At 29.5% G+C, this 22,027-nt stretch carries 19 protein-coding genes and 1 pseudogene; all 20 read right to left on the minus strand.

Features of this window, described 5'->3' with window-relative positions:
• Positions 1-9: 9 nt before the first annotated feature.
• Entirely contained in the window at positions 10-858 is an 849-nt protein-coding gene (locus tag TVTCOM_RS18660; protein ID WP_434797741.1) for a hypothetical protein, read from the minus strand.
• Positions 821-1,405 (minus strand): RNA polymerase sigma factor, encoded by a 585-nt coding sequence (locus TVTCOM_RS18665; protein WP_434797742.1) that lies wholly within the window; start codon positions 1,403-1,405, stop codon positions 821-823. Before TVTCOM_RS18665 ends, TVTCOM_RS18660 begins: the two co-directional genes overlap by 38 nt.
• Positions 1,406-1,698: 293 nt before the next feature.
• A pseudogene (locus TVTCOM_RS18670) lies at positions 1,699-1,881 on the minus strand (ABC transporter ATP-binding protein); the annotation flags it as partial.
• Between the two features lie 356 nt (positions 1,882-2,237).
• Entirely contained in the window at positions 2,238-2,369 is a 132-nt protein-coding gene (locus TVTCOM_RS18675; RefSeq protein ID WP_434797743.1) for a Fic family protein, read from the minus strand.
• A 132-nt stretch (positions 2,370-2,501) separates the two neighbouring features.
• Entirely contained in the window at positions 2,502-3,044 is a 543-nt protein-coding gene (locus tag TVTCOM_RS18680) for a hypothetical protein (RefSeq protein ID WP_434797744.1), read from the minus strand.
• Positions 3,045-3,184: 140 nt separating this feature from the next.
• Complete coding sequence (locus TVTCOM_RS18685; RefSeq protein WP_434797745.1) at positions 3,185-4,117, minus strand: M28 family metallopeptidase; 933 nt, start codon at positions 4,115-4,117, stop codon at positions 3,185-3,187.
• A 117-nt stretch (positions 4,118-4,234) separates the two neighbouring features.
• Positions 4,235-4,396 (minus strand): SH3 domain-containing protein, encoded by a 162-nt coding sequence (locus TVTCOM_RS18690; protein ID WP_434797746.1) that lies wholly within the window; start codon positions 4,394-4,396, stop codon positions 4,235-4,237.
• Between the two features lie 17 nt (positions 4,397-4,413).
• Positions 4,414-4,578 (minus strand): hypothetical protein, encoded by a 165-nt coding sequence (locus TVTCOM_RS18695; RefSeq protein WP_434797747.1) that lies wholly within the window; start codon positions 4,576-4,578, stop codon positions 4,414-4,416.
• Positions 4,579-5,028: 450 nt separating this feature from the next.
• On the minus strand, positions 5,029-8,817 hold the full coding sequence (locus TVTCOM_RS18700; protein ID WP_434797748.1) for a phosphoribosylformylglycinamidine synthase: 3,789 nt from the start codon (positions 8,815-8,817) through the stop codon (positions 5,029-5,031).
• Positions 8,818-8,841: 24 nt separating this feature from the next.
• Complete coding sequence (purD, locus tag TVTCOM_RS18705; RefSeq protein WP_434799771.1) at positions 8,842-10,092, minus strand: phosphoribosylamine--glycine ligase; 1,251 nt, start codon at positions 10,090-10,092, stop codon at positions 8,842-8,844.
• 12 nt (positions 10,093-10,104) lie between these two features.
• Entirely contained in the window at positions 10,105-11,637 is a 1,533-nt protein-coding gene (gene purH / locus TVTCOM_RS18710; RefSeq protein ID WP_434797749.1) for a bifunctional phosphoribosylaminoimidazolecarboxamide formyltransferase/IMP cyclohydrolase, read from the minus strand.
• Positions 11,630-12,223: a phosphoribosylglycinamide formyltransferase gene (gene purN, locus TVTCOM_RS18715; RefSeq protein ID WP_434797750.1), complete on the minus strand. Its 594-nt coding sequence runs from the start codon at positions 12,221-12,223 to the stop codon at positions 11,630-11,632. Before purN ends, purH begins: the two co-directional genes overlap by 8 nt.
• Positions 12,217-13,293: a phosphoribosylformylglycinamidine cyclo-ligase gene (gene purM, locus TVTCOM_RS18720; protein ID WP_434797751.1), complete on the minus strand. Its 1,077-nt coding sequence runs from the start codon at positions 13,291-13,293 to the stop codon at positions 12,217-12,219. The genes purN and purM overlap by 7 nt, the downstream gene beginning before the upstream one ends.
• Positions 13,287-14,657: an amidophosphoribosyltransferase gene (purF, locus tag TVTCOM_RS18725; protein WP_434797752.1), complete on the minus strand. Its 1,371-nt coding sequence runs from the start codon at positions 14,655-14,657 to the stop codon at positions 13,287-13,289. The genes purM and purF overlap by 7 nt, the downstream gene beginning before the upstream one ends.
• A gap of 16 nt (positions 14,658-14,673) precedes the next feature.
• A complete protein-coding gene (gene purC / locus TVTCOM_RS18730) occupies positions 14,674-15,369 on the minus strand; it encodes a phosphoribosylaminoimidazolesuccinocarboxamide synthase (RefSeq protein ID WP_434797753.1) in 696 nt (231 codons plus the stop codon).
• Positions 15,370-15,374: 5 nt separating this feature from the next.
• Positions 15,375-15,851: a 5-(carboxyamino)imidazole ribonucleotide mutase gene (purE, locus tag TVTCOM_RS18735; RefSeq protein WP_434797754.1), complete on the minus strand. Its 477-nt coding sequence runs from the start codon at positions 15,849-15,851 to the stop codon at positions 15,375-15,377.
• A 285-nt stretch (positions 15,852-16,136) separates the two neighbouring features.
• A complete protein-coding gene (locus TVTCOM_RS18740) occupies positions 16,137-17,462 on the minus strand; it encodes an NCS2 family permease (RefSeq protein WP_434797755.1) in 1,326 nt (441 codons plus the stop codon).
• A 283-nt stretch (positions 17,463-17,745) separates the two neighbouring features.
• Positions 17,746-18,774, minus strand: a complete 1,029-nt coding sequence (locus TVTCOM_RS18745) for a BMP family lipoprotein (RefSeq protein WP_434797756.1) — start codon at positions 18,772-18,774, stop codon at positions 17,746-17,748.
• A gap of 152 nt (positions 18,775-18,926) precedes the next feature.
• The gene (gene guaA, locus TVTCOM_RS18750) at positions 18,927-20,459 is read right to left on the minus strand and encodes a glutamine-hydrolyzing GMP synthase (protein ID WP_434797757.1); all 1,533 of its coding nucleotides are present in this window, start codon (positions 20,457-20,459) and stop codon (positions 18,927-18,929) included.
• Positions 20,459-21,925: an IMP dehydrogenase gene (guaB, locus tag TVTCOM_RS18755; RefSeq protein ID WP_434797758.1), complete on the minus strand. Its 1,467-nt coding sequence runs from the start codon at positions 21,923-21,925 to the stop codon at positions 20,459-20,461. The genes guaA and guaB overlap by 1 nt, the downstream gene beginning before the upstream one ends.
• Between the last annotated feature and the right edge of the window lie 102 nt (positions 21,926-22,027).

Consider the following 22,027-nt stretch of genomic DNA (forward strand, 5'->3'; position numbering starts at 1 on the left):
AAAATCCCCCTAAAAATCAAATGTTTTAGTATCTATACTATTAATACTTTTCTTATAAAATAATTTCATTGATACTAATGTAAATATTACTGATATACCTAAAATCATAAATGTATTAATATGAGTTATATCTGCTATTGTTTCATACACGTTAATGCTCATTGCACCTAAAATCCATATTGATATACATAAAGCAATACTATTTATACCTCTGTAGAAAGAAGTAATAATTAAAGATACTGCTCCTACTAAGAATATAGGAATTAACCATATGCTAATCATTTTTAGTAAATTTATTTGTGAGTAAGCATTATTTAAAATAAGACTCATCACGATGCTTATCAATACAGAAACTACATTTATAATTATTAACCTTGAGAATACAATTTCTCTTAAAGAATATTTATAGCTAAGCTCCAACTCCCACACATTTTCTTCTCTTCCTTTTATTATTTCAAATATTCCAATCAAGATTGGTATAGGTGCAATTATAGCTGCACTTAAATATATACTTAAATTTAATCTTATTGTAGTAACAGTTCCTACAAGAATCAGTAATAAGGATGCTATAAAATATACTTTACTGATTAAGTTAAACTGAAATTTGACTAAGCTTATATTTTCTTTTATTCTATCTACAAGATACTCCTGTACTTTAACATATTGCACTTCTTCTTTTGGCATATACGATTTTAATATATCAATTGTTGAATCTATTTTTTCTTCATCAACCTTACTTACTACATATTTATCCAGAAAATCTTCTATATCCGTTAAATCTGCTTCCAATAATTCTTCAAATTGTTCATCTTTTATATTTTCACATCTTAGGTTGTGAATGTTTAGATTTTTCTTCACATATATCACCTCCAAGTAATTTTTTAAGGTTTTTGATTCCATTGTAAAGCCTTGATTTTATTGTGTTTTCATTATCTCCAGTTATAGTGCTTATCTCTTTTATTTTTAAATCATTATAGTACTTTAATAAAATAGCTTCTCTCTGAAGTTTTGGTAGATTTTCAACAGCTTCTTTTATTTTTATTACTTCTTCTTTTTTAGAAATTATATCAATTACATTGGATTTATCTTCTATTTGATGATTTTCTATATCACAATTTTCACTTCTTTGTTTATATGTTTTGCTTTTAAAATAGTCTTTTGTTGTATTTATTGCTATTTTTAATAACCAGTTTTTAAATTTCCCACTCTCTAAATTATATTTATTTATGTTTTTCATCATTTTTATAAATACTTCCTGGGTTATGTCATAGGATATATTGTAATCATTTGTGGTTCTGTATATATAACTATGTACAAGGTCATAATGTCTCTTAACTAGTATTTCCATAGCACTTTCATTGCCTTTTAATATTTGTCTTATTAATTTTTCATCTGTTTGAGCCAAATCATCATCCTCCTTTCACTTATATAACGAGTTGTTTTTATAAAAGGTTTTATTTTTTCTAAAATATATTTAAATTTCTATTTATTATTTTACTATAACAATCTTAGAAAAAACGAAATATTAAACTTGTATAAAACAAAAAGAGTTAACTATTATAGGCTAAATACTATTTGTACTTATTCTATAATGGTTAACTCCTTTCTAATAATATGTTTATTATAATATGACTGTATAATTTTTAATTATTTTTCTATCTTTTAAGGTAGTAACATTTTTGTTACCCCCTCTACCATTTATATAATTCTACCATCACTAATATTTATAATATTATCTGCACTATTAGCAATTTCATTATTATGAGTTATCATAACTAATGTCTGTTTATATTTATCTACACAAAATTTTAGTAATTCCATTACTTCATCTGTAGTTTTGCTATCTAGATTTCCAGTAGGCTCATCTGCAAATATTATTGAAGAGTAATATACTTTTACCTGATCTACTTTGTTCAACTATAGCTATAAGTTTGCCAGTTTGCACTTCTTCTTTATTTTCTAGTATAGCAACATATTGTTTTATACTTTTTACGTGTTCTAAGTTTACTAGATAGCTTTTATGAAAACCTACAACAATTTATTTCTTTTTCAATATTATTCATTGTACCTTTTATTTTATAAATTAATATATAATCCTTTATTCGACCACATTTTTAAGTATATAACATTTTTGTTAGTACATTGATAATATAAAAAATAAAGAGCTAACTATCGAGTCAACATACTTTTCGTATATTTCCAGCAATAGTTAACTCATTATATTTCTGTAGTCATATCTAACTATAATATTTCTGTCTAGGACTTCTTGGCTTTTCTGGTATAGTCAACTTTATCTTATCACTATCTATTAAAGGTTGTAATATATTTTTCATAAAATGCTTCCTATCCTTTAATCCTAAAAATTCCAATATTTCATTTTTAGATTTTGCTTCTTTACAAAACTCAATAATTTTAACTTCCCTCTCTTTAGCTTGTAGGGTAGCTTGTGGGGTAATTGGTATTATTATTTTAAATATATCCTCTTCTATTAATTCTGGCTCTTATCCTGAATAAAATTTACTATACTTATATATATTTCTCACACCAGAACCCAACTCGTCAACCCATCCAATTTCTTTAAATACTCTTGCAATAATAGGATTTTTAGGAAATGGTGAAAAATTATCTGGATTAATATGTCCATAATGATGTGGCTTATTACTATTTTCTGTTACTACTCTATCATTTTCTATAATTAATTTAGCTGGATAAGGATTTGTGTACTCACGATGTATTAGTATATTTGAAATTACTTCCCTAAATATATGATTTCTAAGACTAATCCTTTGATCTTTTCCAAGTAGTAATACTGCTGCAAGTGTAAATCCTTCTTTTCTACTTTGATAATCTTTTAAATATAATCCTGCACTTCTAAGTAACTCAAAGTCATCCATATCTTGCCATGGGTGATTTACTTTCTGATTACTTGCTAATTTTCTTATTCTCTTTATTAAATCAAGCCTTAAGTCGTCTATAGTTATAGCACTATATGTTTTATTTTCTGAATATGTTCTTTGCTTTCTAGCATAAAGTTCTACTACCAAATTTGTATTACTTGAAATATGATTTTACTACTTGTTTTTTAGTTCGTAATTATATTTTGTCATGCAAAGCACCCCAATCGTTAGATTTTGGTCCAACAATGGTGGATACACTACAAAGTTAATAGCTACTTTTTTTATAATTAAGCTTCATTAGATTTGTTCATATTTTTTATGATATACGAGATACTATTACATATATTGGAAATTTGTTCTAAATCAAGAGATTCTAACTGTGTTTTTCTACTTTCATTAAATGAAAGTTCTAAATTTATATTTTCATTAACTAATGTTACCGATGGTATTCCTTCCATATAGAATGGTATAGCATCCGTACCACCTTCTAAATGATTTTTTAATATTACTGATTTAATATTGTATTTACTTAGCATATTTTGAATTATATTTTCTTTTTTTATTTTCTTTTGATAAGGGAACTCATAAACCCACATTATTATCTCGCCTGAATTTTTAACTCCTATCATATCAAAATTTATACATCCAATAGTATTATTTTTTTCTTGTTGACTCAAGTGATTCACAAAAAAATCAGAGCCAACTAACCCACTTTCTTCTGCTCCAAAAAAAATAGGTATTATATTACAATCATTTGAATCTTTCAATAATCTAGATAGTTCTAAAACAGCAGATACCCCAGTAGAATTATCAATTACTCCATTTGTTATTTTTATACTATCATAATGGGCAGTTAGATAAATATTTTTTTTATTCGATTTATATTTCTTATTTTTAGCAATTACATTCTTAGATTTTACAGGAAGTTCTTTTGAATAAATATTGTCATATACATTAAATTCTTGAAAGCTTACTATATATCCGTATTCTTCTAATTTATCTTTTAAATACTTACATGTAATAGTTTCACCTTCAGAGCCTACACATCTATTATATGAAGTTATATAGTCTATAGTTGAATATATATTTTCTTTATTAGCATATTGTGTGGATTCGCTTTTTTTTACAAATTCTTGAGCATTTGAATTAAGGTATATTGATACAAAAATAAAAAAACAAGAAAAAACTATGGTAAAAAGTTTAAGTTTTAAATTAACCATTACAGATAATACCTCCTAAGAATAATAGAAAAAAAGGCTTTTAAATATTTAAAAGCCTTTTTTTCTATTATTCTTTACATTTACATGTATTTTATTCTCAATAAAATTCTATATAGGCTAACTTACATAATCAAGAACTACCCAACCATCTTTTCCGTTATAAGTAATGGATTGCCAAAAATATCCGTTGGCATGTCTTATAACTCCTGTTTTATGTACCATAGTACCTTTATTTAATGTTGCTATAACTGCATACGAAGTTCCAGGCCCTTTTCTCATTCTAACCCCATTTGCATTTATAAATGCTGTGACCGTTTTGCTTCAACATTTGATGTACTCAAATTATTTTCAAGCGATAAATTAGCAATGTCATCTGTTTTTGAATCAGCAAAAGCACTTAAGCTTGATGATGTTATTAATAAGGTAGTTACTAATATAGAACAATATTTCTTTAGTCTCATAAAAATTACCCCCATTTTAAATATTTATCTTTTGTTTGTGTATGTTAATATCCTTGTAAAAGAATTTTTTCTGTTAATTAAATTATAGACAATCTTATGACTAAATTGTGAAAATTTCAAAACAAAAATTAATATATATTATTTGTATTTTTATCAAAATTAGATTAATTTTCACATTTTTATTAAATAAAAAATGCATAAGTTATATTTAAAACAAAATAAATTGTTTATTAGACTTTCCCTATAAATTTTAACTATCTCCTAAGAAATTTTAGCAAAAGTTGACATACAGTGTTAACTTTCGTACGCCTGGTCATCATAGTCAAGTCATTGAAATGACTTGACTTACCACTTTATGTTATTAATTATATCCAACATCAATATGTTTATAAACATAAAAATATAGGGAGTTAACTATATAAAGAATAGTTAACTCCCTATCACTTAATCTTATTTAAAATAGTTTACTCCCGATTCAAATATCTTTTGATCCTTTTCTCCTATTATGTTTTTCATCACATGTTCACCAATTCTTTCAGAGTGACCCATCTTACCAAATATTCTACCGTCCATACTAGTTATTCCTTCTACTGCGAAGTATGAACCATTTGGATTGTATTCTATATCATAAGTTGCTTCACCGTTTAAGTCAACATATTGAGTTGCTATTTGACCGTTTTCAAGTAATTTCTTAAATACTTCTTCATTTGCAACGAATTTACCTTCTCCATGAGATACTGCTACTTGATGTATATCTCCAACTTCTGTTCCTGCTAGCCAAGGTGATTTATTAGAAGATATTCTAGTTCTTATAATTTTAGCTTGATGTCTTCCTATATTGTTATAAGTTAATGTAGGAGCATCTATTGAAGTTTCTCTTATTTCTCCATAAGGTACAAGCCCTAACTTGATTAATGCTTGGAATCCATTACATACACCTAACATTAAGCCATCTTGCTTAGTTAAGAATTCATTTAAGGCTTCTGCTATTTTAGGATTTCTAAATACAGTTGCTATAAATTTACCTGATCCATCTGGCTCATCACCAGCACTGAATCCTCCTGGTAACATTATTATTTGAGAAGTTTTTATTTCATTTACTATAGTTTCTATAGACTGCTCTATATCTTTGTAAGTTAAGTTTTTGAATACTTTTACACTAGCTTTAGCTCCTGCTCTTTCGAAAGCTCTTGCTGAATCGTACTCACAGTTTGTACCAGGGAATGCTGGTATAAACACTTTCGGAGTAGCTATTGAAGCAGAAGATTTAGCTCTCTCACCAGTTGTCATAAAGCTTATAGTTTCTATTTTGTCTTTAATTTCTTTAGCTTTTGTTGGGAATATTGGTTCTAAGGTACTCTCGAAAGTTTTATATAATTCATTTAAAGATATTCTTTCATCTTTAACTAATATACTTGGCCCTTCTAAAGTTTTTCCTACTACTCTATAGTTATATCCATCTAATAAAGCTAAATTTTCTTCATTTATTTCTATTAACATATTTCCATAAGCAGCGTTGAATATAGTGCAAGGACATATATCTTCATTAACTTTAAATCCTATTCTATTACCAAATGCCATTTTTGCTATAGCTTCACCTAATCCACCATAACCTAACGCATAAGATGCTAAAACTTTTTTATCTTGAATTAAAGTTCTCACTTTGTCTAAGTTTCTTTTTAACTCATCAAAATCTAATACATCATTTTCTAATTTATTAGTTATTAACTCAACAACTGTTGAATTAGTCTTCTTAAATTCAGGAGATACTACATAATCAGCATCCACTGTATCAACTGCAAATGAAACTAATGTTGGAGGTACGTCTATATCTTTGAACGTACCAGACATACTGTCTTTTCCACCTATTGCAGGTATTTCTAATTTATTTTGAACATAGTATGCGCCAAGTAATGCAGCAAATGGTTTACCCCATCTAGTAGCATCTGTTCCTAGTTTTTCGAAGTACTCTTGTAAAGTAAGTCTCGTTGTTTTATAATTCCCACCTATGGCAACTAATTTGCAAAGTGACTCTACTACTGCATATAACGCACCATGGAATGGACTCCATTTTCCTATTTTAGGATTATATCCAAATGTCATTATAGTTGAAGTTGTTGTTTCTCCACCAAGTACTGGTATTTTTGCAACCATACCTTGTGCTGGAGTTGCTTGATGTTTTCCACCAAAAGGCATTAATACAGTGTTTCCACCTATTGTATTGTCAAATTTTTCAACTAAACCTTTTTGCGAACATATATTTAAATCAGCTAAAGCTTTTTCAAATTTTTGTTTCATAGAGTTTGATTCACATGAAACATTACCTTTTGTAAAGAATGTTTCTTCTTCATTTACTTTGTTAACCTGAATATCAGTTGTTTGTTTTATCCCGTTTGTCTCTAAGAATTCTCTCTTTAAATTAACTATTGTTTGGTCTTTCCAAGTTAATCTTAAATATCCAGTGTCAGTTACTGTTGCAACATGAGTTGCTTCTAAGTTTTCTTCTCCAGCTAGTGCTATGAATTTTTCTTTGTTTGCTGGATCTATTGCAACTGCCATTCTTTCTTGTGATTCAGATATGGCAAGTTCTGTTCCATCTAATCCATCGTATTTTTTAGGAACTAAGTCTAAGTTTATATCTAAACTGTCAGCTATTTCTCCTATGGCAACACTTACTCCCCCTGCTCCAAAATCGTTACATCTTTTTATCATTTGTGCAACTTCTTTATTTCTAAAGAATCTTTGGATTTTTCTTTCGTTAGGAGCATCACCTTTTTGAACTTCTGCTGAGCAAGTTTTTATTGATTCTTCACTGTGTTCTTTTGATGAACCAGTCGCTCCTCCACATCCATCTCTTCCTGTTTTTCCACCAAGAAGAACTATTATGTCTCCAGCTTCCGGTCTAACTCTTACTACATTTTCTTTTGGAGCTGCAGCTATTACTGCTCCAACCTCCATTCTTTTAGCTACGAAATCTTCATCATATACTTCAGCAACTTGACCAGTAGTTAAACCTATTTGGTTACCATATGAACAGTATCCATTGGCAGCTTCTGTAGTTATTTTCTTTTGCATTAACTTACCTGATAATGTATCTTCTAAAGATGTTCTTGGGTCTGCACTACCCGTAACACGCATTGCTTGATATACGTAACTTCTTCCTGAAAGTGGATCTCTTATAGCTCCTCCTAAACAAGTAGCAGCTCCACCAAATGGTTCTATTTCAGTTGGATGGTTATGAGTTTCGTTTTTGAACATTACTAAGTATTTTTCAATCTTTCCATCCACATTGACATCCACATTTATAGAACAAGCATTTATTTCTTCACTTTCGTCTAAGTCTTCTAACTTGCCTTCTTTTCTTAATTGTTTCATAGCTATAGTTGCTATATCCATTAAACAAATATCTTTGTCTCTATCAACATAAACTTTGCTTCTTGATTGTAAATACATATCATAAGCTTCTTTTATTATTCCATTGTATTTACCATCTTCTATTTTAACGTCTTCTATTTTAGTCATAAATGTAGTGTGTCTACAGTGATCTGACCAATAAGTATCAAGAACTTTTATTTCTGTTATAGTAGGATTTCTTTTTTCTTCATTTTTGAAGTAGTTTTGAACATGTTGTAAGTCAGCTAAAGTCATAGCTAATCCTTGATTATTTAAGAAGTTTTCTAATTCTTCACTTGAATAATCCACAAAACCATTTAAGATTTCCACAGCTGTTGGTACTTCAACTTCCATTTCTAAAGTGTTTGGGATTGATAAATCAGCTTCTCTACTGTCTACTGGATTTATGCAGTATGATTTTATTCTTGCCAAGTCTTCATCACTTATATTTCCACTTAATATATATACTTTAGCTGTACTTATATTAGGTCTTTTACCATCGTTAACTATTTGTATACATTGAGCCGCCCAATCTGCCCTTTGGTCGTATTGGCCTGGCAAGTATTCTATGGCAAATACTCTATCATTTTCTTTTATGTCTTTCATCTCGTCATAAGAAACTATATCTAAGTTAGTTTCTGAGAATATAGTTTTGGCTGCATTTTCAAAAACTTCTTCATTTAAATCTTCCACATCATATCTATTTAAAACTCTTATATTTTCTATTGTATCTATGTGTAAACTTTCTATTAAATCCTTTTTTAAACTTTGAGCTTCTAAGTCAAATCCTGGTCTTTTCTCAACTAAAACTCTTCTTACAGTTCTTTGTAAATCCATAGTGTTCATTAACATTCCTCCAAATTTGAAAATTTATTTCCATATATCTTTTCTATAATGCATACCTTCAAAGTTTATTTTTTTAATATTTTCATAAACTTTATCAGACGCTTCTTTAACGGAACTTCCCTTTGCAGTTATTCCTATTACTCTTCCACCGTTGGTTACTATGTTTTCTTTATCAAACTTAGTTCCACTGTGGAATACAACTACATCTGAATCTAAATTTTCAAGACCTGTTATTACTTTTCCTTTTTCATAAGCTTCAGGATATCCTCCTGAAGTAAGCATTACACATATTGCTTCTTCTTTTGAGTAATCTATTTCTATATTTTTAAGGTTGTTATCTATGATTGCTGTCATTATTTTATTTAAATCAGTATTTAGTCTAAATAACACTGATTGAGTTTCTGGGTCCCCAAATCTTACATTGTATTCTAAAACTTTAGGCCCTTCTTTAGTTATCATAAGACCTACAAATAGAATTCCTTTGTAATCTAAGTTATCTTTTTTAAATCCTTCTAAAGTTTTATCTAAGATTTTTTCTTGTATTTCCTTAGCTAGTTCATCTGTATATATTTCACTTGGAGAGAATGTTCCCATTCCACCAGTATTTAGTCCAGTTTCTCCTTCAAATACTTTTTTATGATCTTTTGCACTTACCATGGGAACTATAGTATCATTGTCTACAAACGCAAGAATTGAAGTTTCTATACCAGTTAAAAATTCTTCTATAACTATTTTGTCTCCAGCATGACCAAACTTGTGGTCAGCCATCATTTCTTTTAAAGTTTCTATGGCATCTTCTCTATTTTCTGGAATAACAACACCTTTACCAGCTGCTAAACCATCTGCTTTTATAACTACTGGATATCCAAATTCATCTATCTCAGCTATTGCTTTATCTAAATCTGTATATTCTTTATATTTTGCAGTAGGAAGATTGTGTCTTATCATAAACTCTTTAGAGAAAGCTTTACTTCCCTCTAGCTGAGCACATTTCTTATTTGGTCCAAATACTTTTAGATTTTCTTTTTCAAACTCATCTACAATACCTGCCACAAGAGGTACCTCTGGTCCAACTATAGTTAAATCTATTTCATTTTGTTTAGTAAATTTTACTAAAGCTTCTATATCACTGTCTCCAATATTTATACACTCTGCCACATTAGATATTCCTGCATTACCTGGTGCACAATATATTTTTTCCACATTAGATTCATTATTTAACTTCCAGCAAATAGCGTGTTCTCTTCCGCCACCACCAACAACTAAAATTTTCATCATTTATACCTCCTAGTGTTTGAAGTGTCTTATTCCTGTAAACACCATTGTCATTTCAAATTTATTACAAGCATCTATAGAATCTTGATCTTTCATCGATCCACCTGGTTGAACTATTGCTTTTATTCCTACTTCATTTGCAAGAGTTACACAGTCATCAAATGGGAAGAATGCATCTGAAGCAAGTACTGCACCTTCAAAGTTTTTATCTTGGTTATTTTCAATTGCATTTTTTAATGCCCATATTCTTGATGTTTGACCACATCCTAAAGCTAAAGTTTCTCCGTCTTTTACTATAGCTATAGCATTTGATTTCATATTTTTAACTACTTTCATTCCAAATTCCATATCAGCTAATTGTTCTTTAGTTGGTTCAACAGTTGTTACTGTTTCATATTTTGATGCTAAAGTAGTATTTTTATCCTGAATTAATAATTTTCCATCTAAGTATTTCATATCATACGGTTGTAAACTATCTTCTAATTTAGCTAACTTTAAAACTCTTAAGTTTTTCTTTTTTCTTAATATTTCTAATGCTTCTTCTGTAAAATCGTAAGCTACTACTATTTCTAAGAATATTTCATTTAATCTCTTAGCAGTTTCAACATCTATAGTTGATGTTATTCCTAGGATTCCTCCAAATATAGAAACTTTATCTGCTTCGTAACATTTTGTATAAGCTTCATAAGCATCTTTTCCAAGACCTACACCACATGGGTTAGTATGTTTAATTGCTACTGAAACTACTTCTTCACTATCTTTAAATTCTCTCATTAATTCTAAACAACCATGTAAATCATTTATATTATTGAAAGATAATTCTTTTCCGTTTAATTGTTCAAAGTTTAATATTGGGTTTTTAGCGTTAGGTTGGCTATATAAAACACCATTTTGATGTGGATTCTCCCCATATCTTAATGTTTGTTCTTTTTGGAAAGTTAAATTTAATATTTCTGGATATTCATCTTTAACTTCTCCTGCAAAGTAACTTGATATAAGGGCATCATATCTACCTGTTGTAGAGAATGCTTTGTAAGCTAATTTTTTTCTATCTTCTAAAGTTAAAGAATTATTTTGTAATTTTTCTATTATCATAGAGTAGTCATTTACATCTACTATTACTGCCACATCTTTATAATTTTTAGCAGCAGAACGTATCATAGATGGTCCACCTATATCTATGTTTTCTATCATTTCTTCATGAGATTTTCCTGCTTTTAAAGTTCCTTCAAAATCATATAGATTTACAACTACTAAATCTATTGGGTCTATATTGTGTTCATTTACAGTTGCAACATGATTTTCGTTGTCTCTTTTATATAAAATTCCACCATGTATATATGGATTTAAAGTTTTTACTCTTCCATCTAATATTTCTGGGAATTTAGTTACTTCATCTATTTGTATAGCTTTTACACCTTGTTCTTTTAACATTTTAAAAGTATTTCCTGTTGATATTACTTCATATCCTAATTTATTTAATTCTGTACAAAACTCTACTACTCCAGTTTTATCTGTTACACTTACTAATGCTCTTTTAATCATTTATATGAACCCTCCTACCTTGAACAGTTAGCTTATTTTCACAAAACATTGCTATACTTTTTGTAAGTATTTCATGTTCTACGTCTAGTACCCTTGTTGCTAATTTTTTTGCATCATCATCTTGTTTAACTTCTACTGTTTTTTGCATGATTATTGGGCCTGTGTCTGCTCCTTCATCAACAAAGTGAACTGTTGCTCCAGTAACTTTTGCTCCATAATCAATTACACCTTGGTGAACTTTCTCACCATAATATCCCTTACCACAAAAGGCTGGTATTAATGACGGATGAATATTTATTATTCTATTTTTATACTCATTTACTAGTTTTGGACTGACTATTTTTAAATAACCAGCCAAAACCACTAAATCTACTTTATTTTCTTTTAATATTTCAATTATTTTATCTTCTTCATTTTCAAAAACAGCTTTTATATTATGATTTTTAGCTCTTTGAAGTCCGAAAGCTTCTGATTTGTTAGAGATCACTACATTTACTTCACCATTTATAGTTTTATTTTCACAATTATCTATAACAGCTTGTAAATTAGTTCCCCCACCTGAAATTAAAACACCTATTTTTACCATAGTACAACACCTTCATGATCATCTACAACTTCACCTATTATATAAGCTTTGTCTTTCATTAATTCAGTGTATTTTTCCTCTATTTCAACTTCATTTTGTAAATTGTTATTATTGATGTAATTAACCACGTCCCCAGCTTCTTCTTTATCAACTACTAAGACTAAACCTACACCCATGTTAAAAGATTTATGAAGTTCTCTTTTATCAATCATATCAAGTTTTTCTATCATTTCAAATATAGGTGGTTTTTCCCAAGAATCAGTTTTTATATTTAATCCTAATCCTTCTGGTATAACTCTAGTTATATTTTCTATTACCCCACCACCAGTGATATGAGCTATAGCTTTTATATTTTGTTTTTCTAGTAAATCTAAAACTAATTTAACATATATTTTTGTTGGAGTTAAAAGTGCGTCACCTAAAGTCATTCCTAACTCTTTTTTATAATCACTTAAGTCCCATTTTAAAGTATCTAAGAATATTTTTCTTACAAATGAGAATCCATTACTGTGTACTCCACTTGATGATATGCCTATTAATACATCGCCTTTTTTAACATCTTTTCCGCATACTATTTTTTCTTTGTCTGCTATACCAACAGCAAATCCTGCTAAATCATATTCATCTTCAGTGTACATTCCTGGCATTTCAGCAGTTTCTCCACCTATTAATGCACATCCTGACATTTTACATCCGTTGGCAACACCTTCAACTATTTTGTCTATATGTTCAGGGACTAACTTTCCTATTGCTATATAGTCTAAGAATAATAATGGTTTAGCACCTTGGCAAATTAAGTCATTAACGCTCATAGCAACTAAGTCTATACCTACTGTGTTATGTTTATCCATCATTTGAGCTAATTTAAGCTTTGTTCCAACACCGTCTGTTGCAGCAAGTAAAACTGGCTCCTTCATAGTTAAAAAGTCTTTTAAACTATATAATCCACTGAAATTTCCTAAGTCACCTATTACGTTCTTATCATAAGTTCCTTTAATTTTATTTTTTATTAAGTTTACAGCTCTATTTCCTTCATCTATATTTACACCTGATTGTTCATAAGTTAGCATGATGTTTCTTCCCCCTTGTCTATTTTCTTAACTGGATAATCTCCATCAAAGCAAGCTTTGCAGAAGTTGAATGGTTCATCAACTGCGTCTAGCATTCCTTCTATATCTAAGAATTTTAACGAGTCACATCCTATAAACTCTATCATTTCTTCCACACTCTTGTTTGATGCTATCAGTTTAGATCTGTTTGGTGTATCTATTCCGTAATAGCAAGAATATTTAACTGGAGGTGATGTTATTCTTAAATGTATTTCTTTTGCCCCAGCTTCTCTAAGTGATTTCACTAATAGTTTAGATGTTGTTCCTCTAACTATTGAGTCATCTACTAGAACTATTGATTTTCCTTTTATAACTCTTGATAAAGGATTAAGTTTTATCTTAACTCCTAATTCTCTTTCTTCTTGAGTAGGTTTTATAAATGTTCTTCCTACATATCTATTTTTTACTAAAGCTTCAGCCACTGGAATTTTACTAGCATTTGCATATCCTATTGCACCTGGCCACCCCGAGTCTGGTACTGGAACTACCATGTCTGCATTTATAGCATCATCTTGCGCTAGTATTTCTCCTGACTTAACTCTAAATTCATAAGCATTTACATCGTCAATAGTTGCATCATTTCTAGCAAAGTAAATATGTTCAAATATACAACTTTTTTTCATTGATTTATAATTTTCACTGAAATTATATGATTTTAATTGTCCGTCCTGTATTACTACTATTTCCCCTGGTTCCACGTCTCTGATTATTTCCCCGCCTAATATATCTATTGCACAGTTTTCTGATGCTAAAATATATTGATCATCTTTTTTACCTAAAATTAAAGGTCTAAATCCAAATGGATCTCTAACTCCTATTAATTCATTATCACTCATTATTACAAGTGAATACGCCCCTTTTATATAATCCATTGTAAGCTTTAAACTTTCTACTATATTCCCCTTATAGTATCTAGCAAGTATATAAAGGATTACTTCTGTATCAGTGTTGCTTGTGAACATGTATCCATCTTCTTCAAGCATATCTTTTAATGTTTGAGCATTTACTAAGTTTCCATTATGAGCTAATGCAAGTCTTCTTTTTCTCACACTTCCTACTAATGGTTGACAGTTAGCAAAAGAACTTCCTCCTGCTGTAGAATATCTAACATGAGCAATACCCATATTACCTTGTAATTGTTCTAACTTTTTAGGTGTAAAAACATCACCTACAAGTCCCATATCTTTGTAATAGTTTATTTCTTCCCCATCAGATACTGCCATCCCACAACTTTCTTGTCCTCTATGTTGTATAGAATATAATGAATAATATAGCTGCTTTGATATGTCTTTATCTTTAGAGTAAATTCCTACAACTCCGCACATGTGAAATCCTCCTAAATTATTTATTTAACCTTGCTAATACTTCTTCGTAACCTTGAACTAAGTCTCCAAGATCTCTTCTAAATCTGTCTTTATCTAATTTTTCATTAGTATTTACATCCCAAAGTCTGCAAGTATCAGGTGAAATTTCATCTGCTAATATTACATTTCCATTTACATCTTTTCCAAACTCAAGTTTAAAATCAACTAATTTTAAATCCATTTTCAAGAAGAATTTCTTCATTAGTTCATTTATTTTTAAAGTTTGAGTTCTTAAGAAATCTATTTCTTCTCTAGTTGCTAATTTTAATGCAACTGCATGATCATCATTTAATAGTGGATCTCCAAAGTCGTCGTTTTTGTATGACATTTCAAATATAGGTGTATCTAATACTATTCCTTCTTCTACTCCATATCTCTTGCAAAACGAACCTGCTGTGATATTTCTTACTATTACTTCTAATGGTAGTATTTCCACTTTTTTAACTAGCATTTCTCTATCAGATAGGCTTTTTATGAAGTGTGATTCTATTCCTTCTTTTGCTAACTCTTCAAACATAATAGTTGAGATTTTATTATTTAATATTCCCTTTGAAGCTATTTCTGCTTTTTTCTCTCCATTAAATGCTGTAGCATCGTCTTTGTAGTAAACTACAAACTCATTTTCATTTTCTGTACTAAATATTTTTTTTGCTTTTCCTTCGTATAATAACATGTTAATTACCCCCTTAAACTTTCATCATCATTTAAAACTTTTTGTGCCATTTCTTTTCTATATGATTTTAAATCCTCTTTTAACTTCGGATATTTTATACTCATTATTTGCATTGCCATTAAAACTGCGTTTAGGCCAGAATCAATTGTAACAGTGGCTACTGGTATTCCACTTGGCATTTGTACCATTGATAAAAGTGAATCTAATCCATCCATTGTAGAAGATTTTATTGGTAATCCTACTACTGGAATTAATGTATTTGCTGCTATTACACCCGGTAGATGTGCTGCTTTTCCTGCTGCTGCTATTATTACATCAACCTCATTATCTATTCCTTGTATAAACCCTTCTAACTCTCTTGGTGTTCTATGAGCTGACAAAACACGAACAATTACTTCAACATTATATTTCTTTAAGAAGTTTATCCCCTCTTCTAATTTAGGATAGTCTGACTTAGATCCCATAACTACTGCTACCTTCATTATATTCCTCCTCTATTATATTAACGAATATTATTTTTTTATTATTCGTTATATTGTACGAACTATTATATAAATATTTTATAATAATATTTATTTTTTATCAATAGAAATATCATATTTTATTAATATATTTAATATTAAATATACGTATATTGTCGAATTATTATTACTTAAAAATTAATAACAATCGTTTTTATAATTGTTTTTCTGTATATTCTTTTATTAAATTCAAAAAAAGAGCTATCTAACTTTAAATAGTTAAATAACTCTTTCAAATTTTATATTTTATCCTAAAAGTATGAATTTTATAATGAATAAGATTGATAAAATTATCATAGATAAGTTTACTTCATCTTTTCTATTTGTAGCTAATTTTAATAATGTGTAAGATAATATCCCGAATATTATCCCATCTCCAATACTATTTGTAAGTGGCATAAACGAGAAAGTTATAAATGCTGGTATGGCATTTGTAAAATCAGAGAAATCAATTTTATTAAGTGATCCTGCCATCATTACCCCAACTATTATTAATACAGCTGAAGTGGCTTGTGTTGGTATTGCAACAAACAATGGAGCAAATAATAATGATAAAATAAACAGTATTCCTGTTGTTATAGCAGTTAAACCAGTTTTTCCACCTTCTCCAATTCCTGCTGCACTTTCTATAAATGAAGTTACTGTTGATGTTCCAAGTAAAGCTCCTGTAGTTGTTCCTATAGCATCAGCTAACATAGCTTCTTTAACCCTTGGCATATTTCCATTTTCATCTAAAAGGTTTCCTTTTTCAGCAACACCTACTAAGCATCCTACTGTATCAAATAAATCAACAAATAATAATGTAAATACTACTATTCCCATATTTAAACTAAATATTTCATTAGGATTTACTGAGAATGCTTGTAAAAATACTGGTTTTAACGAAGGTATACTAAGAGACATTATACCTTCTGGTAGACCCACTAATTTAAGCCCCATTCCTATAACAGATATTACTACTATAGAAATTAATAATGCACCTTTTTTGTTTTTAGCAACTAATACTCCTGTTACTAATAATCCGAATAATGTTAATATAACTAATGGATCGTGTAAATTTCCTAAACTTCCATCAACTATTATACTTGCATTTTTTAATCCTATATAAGCTATGAATAAACCAACACCTGCTGTTACAGCATATTTTAAGTTTGTTGGTATACATTCAATTATTTTTTCTCTTAAATTTGTTACTGTAAGCAGAATAAATATAAGCCCTTCTATAAATACTGCCATAAGAGCAAATTGCCATGAATATCCCATTTGTAAAACTATTGTATTGGCAAAGAATACATTTAATCCCATACCTGGAGCTAATGCTATTGGATAATTTGCTAAAATCCCCATGATGAAAGTTGCTATTGCTGCTGATAGAGCTGTTGCAACAAATACTGCTCCTTGATCCATTCCGGTTTGAGAAAGTATTGATGGGTTAACTACTAATATATATGCCATAGTCATAAATGTAGTTATTCCTGCCATTACTTCTGTTTTTGTATCTGTATTATTTTCCTCTAATTTAAAAACTTTCTGTAGTAAATTTTCTTTTTTTGATTTTGATGTCATTTCCATAATTATCATCACCCTATTCCATATATTTTATTGGATTAATGTTCCATATATAACTTATTTTCGGTTGAAAAACAAGCTTTTTTGTTCGTGTTTATGAGTACAATAATAGAATAACATCTCATATATTTACTGTCAATATACATTTTTGATTTTAGCGAACATTTTTTTATTTTTTACATTTTTTCATAGATATTTATACAATAAATACGAACTATTCATTATATTTTATGTTATTTTGCATAAAAAATAGAGACAATAAGCTTTAACTTCTTATCTTTGTTTTTTAATCTACTTTATTAAATTCTTCTTCTGTACCTGGAATTTTTATTTCTCCATTTTTAACTTTATCTGACATAGTATTTACATAGTCTATTACATCTTGAGGAACTAAATTTTTTGTAGATTCAGGTATACCAACACCATCTTCTTTTAATCCATATACTTTAGCTTCTCCACCAGATAGTTTTCCATCTTTAAATTCTTTAACTGTATCATATACACCAACATTAACTTTTTTCAAAGCTGATGTTAGAACATTCTTTGGTGCTAAGTCACTTTGATCTTTATCTACACCTATTGCATATTTATTTTGTTCTTTAGCTGACTCTATAGCTCCTACACCTGTACCACCTGCTGCTGAAAGGATTACATCTACACTATTTGAATACATTTGATTTGCTATAGATTTACCTTTTGCTGCATCTGCAAAAGTTCCAGCAAATTGAATTTGTACATCTACATCATTATTAGCTTGGTCTACACCATATTCATATCCATATAAAAATCTATATATTATTGAATTTTCCATTCCTCCTATAAAACCAACTTTATTAGTTTTGGTCATTTTGCCTGCTATTAGTCCAGCTAAAAAAGTAGCTTCATTTTCTTTAAATAATATAGGCGTTATATTTTGAGGTATTGTATCATAAGTTTCATCTATTATAGCGAAACTTAAATCTGGATAATTTTCTGCTTGGGTTTTAATATCTTCTACCATGGTGTTACCAACACCTATTATCAAATCCATTCCATCATCAGCTAAGGTTTCTATATTTCCAATATACTCGGAAGCCTGTTTTGATTCTATTACTTTTACTTCTACTCCTAATTCTTTCTGTGCTTTTTGTAAACCTTCCCATGCACTTTGGTTAAAAGATTCATCATTTATTCCACCTACATCTGCAACCATTCCTACCTTTATAGCTTTATTATCCTTTGTTTCTGTGTTATCTTTTTTATTTGTACATCCTACTAAATTCATTGTACCTATTAGTATTGCTGAACTTAATGCCACAATCTTCTTATAATTCATATTATGCCTCCTGTCATTTTAATAATTGTGTATGTACTATGTTTTATAAAGCTTTGGCATTCATAATATTATTATTTCAATAAGTTTATAAATTAATTACAAAAAATAAAAAAAAGACAAATAACAATGCGTATTTGTCTTTTTTACTTATATTATTCCCACTCTATCGTTCCTGGTGGTTTTGAAGTTATATCATAAACTACTCTGTTTGCTCCATCAACTTCATTTACTATTCTGTTTGATATTTTTTCTAAAACATCATATGGCATTTTATACCAGTCAGAAGTCATTCCGTCAGAAGATGTTACTGCTCTTAAACCTACTAAGTAAGCATAAGTTCTTTCATCTCCCATAACTCCTACAGTTTTTACATCTGGTAATGTAGCAAATGCTTGCCAAATTTCTTTGTATAAACCTGCTTTTTTAAGTTCTTCCATATATATAGCATCAGCTTCTCTTAAGATATCACATCTCTCTTTTGTAACTTCACCTATAACTCTTATTCCAAGTCCTGGTCCTGGGAATGGATGTCTGAATATTAATCCTTCTTCTATTCCAAGTTCTAAACCTATTTTTCTAACTTCATCTTTGAACAACTCTCTTAATGGTTCTACTATTTGGAATTCTATATCTTCAGGTATTCCACCAACATTGTGATGAGATTTTATTGTAGCAGCTTCTCCATGTCCACTTTCTACAACGTCTGGATATATAGTTCCTTGTACTAAGAAATCCATTTTCCCAAGTTTATTTGATTCTTCTTCAAATACTCTTATGAACTCTTCACCTATTATTTTTCTCTTAGATTCTGGTTCTGTTACACCTTTTAATTTCCCTAAGAATCTATCTTCACAGTTAACTCTTATTAAGTTCATATCAAACTTATCTCTGAATATTCTTTCTACGTCATTACCTTCATTTTTTCTAAGTAATCCATGGTCAACGAATACACAAGTTAAGTTGTCTCCTATAGCCTTATGAACAAGTGCTGCTGCAACTGACGAGTCAACTCCACCACTTAAAGCACATAATACTTTTTTATCACCTATTGTTTCTTTTAACTCTTTTATCTTATCATTTATAAATGAATCCGTAGTCCAATCTCCACTTACTTCACAAACATTATATAGGAAGTTTTTAAGTATTTTATATCCTTCTAAACAATGTTCAACTTCTGGATGGAATTGTACTCCATAAAGATTTTTTTCTTTGTTTTCTACTGCTGCAACAGGACAATCAGCTGTATAAGCTATTACTTCAAATCCTTCTGCTACAGTATCAACTAAATCTGTATGACTCATCCAAACTGTATTAGTTGTCATTCCTTCAAATAATTTTGATTCTTTATATGTTATAGATGTTTTTCCATACTCTTTTTCAGCTGTATTACCTTTTCTAACAACACCACCTAAAACGTGCGACATTATTTGATGTCCGTAACATATTCCAAGTATTGGTACTCCTATTTCAAATATTTCTTTTGATATTGTTGGAGAATCCACTAAATATGCACTATTAGGTCCTCCTGTAAATATTATCCCTTTAGGATTTTTAGCTTTTATAGTTTCTATATCTGTAGTATATGGTATTATCTCACAATATACGTTATTTTCTCTTACCCTTCTTGCTATTAACTGATTGTATTGACCCCCAAAGTCAACGACTAATACTAATTCATGTTTCATTACATCATATCTCCTTGTGTACTATAGTTTGGTGCTTCTTTTGTTATTGTTATATCATGTGGATGACTTTCTTTTAGAGAAGCTGCTGTTATTTTTACAAATTGAGCTGTTTCTTGTAAGTCTTTTATTGTAGGTGCTCCACAGTAACCCATCCCTGATCTTAAACCACCTATCATTTGATAAGCTATATCTTCCGCTTTACCTTTATAAGCAACCATTCCTTCTACACCTTCTGGAACTAATTTCTTAACACCATCTTGGAAATATCTATCTTTCGAGCCATCTTCCATAGCTGCTATAGAGCCCATTCCTCTATATGTTTTGTATGATCTACCTCTGTAAAGAACTGTTTCTCCTGGACTCTCATCTGTTCCTGCAAATAAAGAACCCATCATACAAACATTTGCTCCAGCAGCTAAAGCTTTAACCACATCACCAGAATATTTAATACCACCATCCGCTATTACTGGTATTCCATATTTTTTAGCAACTTCTGCACAATCCATAACTGCTGTTACTTGTGGAACTCCTATACCAGCAACTACTCTTGTAGTACATATTGATCCTGGTCCCATACCTATTTTCACACAGTCAGCTCCAGCTTTTATTAAGTCTTCACAACCTTGAGCTGTAGCTACATTTCCTGCTATTACTTGTAAGTCTGGATATACTGATTTTATTTTTTGTACCGCTTCTATAACACCTTTTGAGTGTCCATGTGCACTATCTAAAACTATAATATCTACCTTTGCTTCATATAATGCTTTTACTCTATCTAATACATCTCCAGTTATACCAACTGCTGCACCACATAAAAGTCTTCCCTTTTTATCTTTTGCAGAGTTTGGATATTGAATTTTCTTTTCTATATCTTTTATTGTTATTAAACCTTTTAAATGATTATCTTCATCTACTATTGGTAATTTTTCAATTTTATGTTGTTTAAGGATTTGTTGAGCTTCTTCTAAAGTAACCCCTTCTCTAGCTGTTACTAGATTATCTTTAGTCATAGCATCTTCTATCTTTTTAGACATATCTTTTTCAAACTTAATATCTCTGTTTGTTATTATTCCAATAAGTTTTTTGTCTTCGTCTATTATGGGAACTCCTGATATTCTAAATTTGCCCATTATATTGTCAGCATCTTGAATTGTATGGTCTTTTGTTAAGTAAAATGGATCCACAATTACTCCACTTTCGCTTCTCTTTACTCTATCTACTTCTGAAGCTTGCTCTGCAATAGACATATTTTTATGAATTATACCCATACCACCTTGTCTTGCCATAGATATTGCCATTTTTGACTCTGTAACAGTATCCATTCCAGCACTCATTAAAGGTATATTTAATTTTATTGTCTTAGTTAAGTATGTTTGTGTATTTATCTCTTTTGGTAATATTTCTGATTTTTGAGGTATTAATAAAACATCATCAAAAGTTAATCCTTCTTTTATTATTGTAGCCATACTAATCTCCTTTCAATTTAACCCACTTTATATTTGAACATTTAATTTTTTATAAAAAAAAACCTGTATAGCTTCCATCTTTTTACTAAAAAGTGAAATCAC

The organism is Terrisporobacter vanillatitrophus, assembly GCF_051148895.1.
Lineage (GTDB): Bacteria > Bacillota > Clostridia > Peptostreptococcales > Peptostreptococcaceae > Terrisporobacter > Terrisporobacter vanillatitrophus.

Coding starts and splice junctions, on each gene's coding strand:
- TVTCOM_RS18685 (WP_434797745.1), bottom strand. CDS start 4,117: ATGGTTAATTTAAAACTTAAACTTTTTACCATAGTTTTTTCTTGTTTT.
- TVTCOM_RS18690 (WP_434797746.1), bottom strand. CDS start 4,396: ATGAGAAAAGGGCCTGGAACTTCGTATGCAGTTATAGCAACATTAAAT.
- TVTCOM_RS18695 (WP_434797747.1), bottom strand. CDS start 4,578: ATGAGACTAAAGAAATATTGTTCTATATTAGTAACTACCTTATTAATA.
- TVTCOM_RS18700 (WP_434797748.1), bottom strand. CDS start 8,817: ATGAACACTATGGATTTACAAAGAACTGTAAGAAGAGTTTTAGTTGAG.
- purD (WP_434799771.1), bottom strand. CDS start 10,092: ATGAAAATTTTAGTTGTTGGTGGTGGCGGAAGAGAACACGCTATTTGC.
- purH (WP_434797749.1), bottom strand. CDS start 11,637: ATGATTAAAAGAGCATTAGTAAGTGTAACAGATAAAACTGGAGTAGTA.
- purN (WP_434797750.1), bottom strand. CDS start 12,223: ATGGTAAAAATAGGTGTTTTAATTTCAGGTGGGGGAACTAATTTACAA.
- purM (WP_434797751.1), bottom strand. CDS start 13,293: ATGCTAACTTATGAACAATCAGGTGTAAATATAGATGAAGGAAATAGA.
- purF (WP_434797752.1), bottom strand. CDS start 14,657: ATGTGCGGAGTTGTAGGAATTTACTCTAAAGATAAAGACATATCAAAG.
- purC (WP_434797753.1), bottom strand. CDS start 15,369: ATGTTATTATACGAAGGAAAAGCAAAAAAAATATTTAGTACAGAAAAT.
- purE (WP_434797754.1), bottom strand. CDS start 15,851: ATGAAGGTAGCAGTAGTTATGGGATCTAAGTCAGACTATCCTAAATTA.
- TVTCOM_RS18740 (WP_434797755.1), bottom strand. CDS start 17,462: ATGGAAATGACATCAAAATCAAAAAAAGAAAATTTACTACAGAAAGTT.
- TVTCOM_RS18745 (WP_434797756.1), bottom strand. CDS start 18,774: ATGAATTATAAGAAGATTGTGGCATTAAGTTCAGCAATACTAATAGGT.
- guaA (WP_434797757.1), bottom strand. CDS start 20,459: ATGAAACATGAATTAGTATTAGTCGTTGACTTTGGGGGTCAATACAAT.
- guaB (WP_434797758.1), bottom strand. CDS start 21,925: ATGGCTACAATAATAAAAGAAGGATTAACTTTTGATGATGTTTTATTA.